The sequence below is a fragment of the Caballeronia sp. LZ065 genome, from assembly GCF_031450975.1.
Lineage (GTDB): Bacteria > Pseudomonadota > Gammaproteobacteria > Burkholderiales > Burkholderiaceae > Caballeronia.
In genome coordinates, this window is the sequence record NZ_JARUXV010000023.1 from 1 (window position 1) to 1,212 (window position 1,212).

Sequence of the window (1,212 nt, forward strand, 5' to 3'; positions counted from 1 at the left end):
AGGTTCCGAGCAGGTCAAGCTGCATGCCGAGCGCAACTACGACACGTCCGTCGAAGCCAACACCACGCATGCCACGGCGGGTTCGCACACGATCGAAGTGGGCCTGCCGCTCGCCTCCGGCGACAGCTCGACCTCGCCGCCGCCCTCCGGTGCGCAACGTCTGTTGCAGCAGCAAGTGAGCACAGGCTCAGCCGGGCAATTGCAGCAGGCCATGCCCGCACGGCGACGCGAGCGCGACTGGAAGGTCTTTGCGCGGCGCGGCATGCAGCAGTCCACGCCGGCCACGTCGACGTCTACGTCCACCCCTGCGTCATCGTCCATCACGCTGGCCAGCCAGGTTCCCGGCTTCCTGCAGAACTTCTCCACGCCGAAGCTCAATGGCAGCGCCTTGAACGTCACCGTGAACGGGATGGAGAAGACGCTCGTGGTCGGCTCGACGCAGAAGGTCTATCTGGGCGAGGAGCTCAAGATCACCGATGGTACGTCCACCGTGCTGATCACCGGCATCGAAACCAAGGATGTCGCCGGTTCGACCACGACGACGATCACCGGCCTCTCCACCAGCTTCGTGACGGGAAACCGGGCGGACACCACGGTCGGCAACGCGCTTCAGGTCCAGGCCGGGCAGTTCGAGGGCTTTCAGGTGGCGGAGCTCAACACCTGGGGAAGCAATGTGATCACCGTGGGTAGCCAGGTCCACAACACCGGCAACTGGGTGCAGTCGACCGGTTCGATGATCGTCGACATCGGATCGTCCGTGAACAACATGGGCGTGAAGATGGGACACGTCGGTTACGACGTGAAATTCTGAGGCAGCACGTGCGCGTGGCGAGCTCGATTCGACACCCGGATTCGCCATGCGGAGCGGAATATCAACTGCCGGGGTCGGGCGACCTCACTCGCGACGCTCTGCGAGTGCAGGGCCCGTGTTTCATGCAGTGGCAATCGCTATCCCGCTCGAAGATCGAGGAGACGAACGTCCAAAGGTCAATAACCGCATCCCAACGAGATGCGGACGCTCCACTTGTTCAGGCATTCGTGCCTGTCCTTTTATCCGTATCGAGTGAGACAACATGACTCAGATTGTGACTGCCTACAGCGAAGCATTTGCTTCCGGCACCCTCAGTTTCCGTTCCATGACAGGTAACGAAGCCCTTTCCACGCTCTTCGACTTCGAGGTGCAGCTCGTCTCCAGCGATGCCTCGCTCGATC

At 61.8% G+C, this 1,212-nt stretch carries 1 protein-coding gene; it reads left to right on the forward strand.

Annotated features, from left to right (window positions below):
* Window positions 1-811: hypothetical protein (locus QCE63_RS35470; protein WP_309839929.1), on the forward strand; the 811-nt coding region annotated here is incomplete at its 5' end.
* Window positions 812-1,212: the final 401 nt, after the last annotated feature.